This window comes from Vibrio sp. 10N.222.55.C6 (assembly GCF_041473395.1).
Classification (GTDB): Bacteria; Pseudomonadota; Gammaproteobacteria; order Enterobacterales; family Vibrionaceae; genus Vibrio; species Vibrio crassostreae_C.
This window is the reverse complement of sequence record NZ_JBFRSD010000744.1, coordinates 1-254: the sequence shown is the minus strand read 5'-3', so window position 1 is coordinate 254 and position 254 is coordinate 1. Positions and strand designations below refer to the sequence as shown.

Here is a 254-nt window from a genome sequence, read left to right as displayed (position 1 = left end):
ACGGATTACCGTGCTTATTCTGTAGCGTCTTGTCCTGAAGATAACCGCCTGAAGCTGACGGTAAAGCGTGTGGAAGGTGGTTTGGTTTCGAACTTTATTGTTGATGAACTTGATGAAGGTGATGAGGTTTCTGTATTGAAGCCTGCTGGTGCGTTTAACTGTATTGATTGCATGCCAACGGCGACAAAGAAAGTAACGCTAGTGAGCGCGGGTTGCGGTATCACTCCGGTGATGGCGATGGCGAAGTATTGGTT

1 protein-coding gene is annotated in these 254 nt (G+C 47.6%); it reads left to right on the top strand.

The window, feature by feature from the left end; all coding sequences use genetic code 11:
* Window positions 1-254: FAD-binding oxidoreductase (locus AB4486_RS25940; RefSeq protein ID WP_372119614.1), on the top strand; the 254-nt coding region annotated here is incomplete at both ends.